The sequence below is a fragment of the Rhizobium ecuadorense genome (assembly GCF_001187535.1).
Lineage (GTDB): Bacteria > Pseudomonadota > Alphaproteobacteria > Rhizobiales > Rhizobiaceae > Rhizobium > Rhizobium ecuadorense.
Genome location: NZ_LFIO01001832.1, coordinates 1 through 233 on the forward strand (window position 1 = coordinate 1; position 233 = coordinate 233).

The 233-nt window shown below is 60.9% G+C and carries 1 protein-coding gene; it reads left to right on the top strand.

What is annotated here, in order from left to right; all coding sequences use genetic code 11:
* Positions 1–233 (top strand): dioxygenase family protein (locus AF337_RS38705; protein ID WP_483150646.1); only part of this gene is annotated, 233 nt, incomplete at both ends.

The window sequence follows — 233 nt, forward strand, 5'->3', positions numbered from 1 at the left end:
CCAACCAGACTTCAACCTCCGCGGCGTCTTTCGCACCGGCGCAGATGGCCGTTACTGGTTTCGCGCGGTCAAGCCTAAGTATTACCCAATCCCGGAGGATGGACCGGTTGGCAAGCTGCTCGGCGCGCTCGGTCGCCACCCCTACAGGCCTGCCCACCTGCACTACATCATCAAGGCTCACGGCTTCGAGACGCTCACGACACACATCTTTGATCCGGACGACCCGTATATCC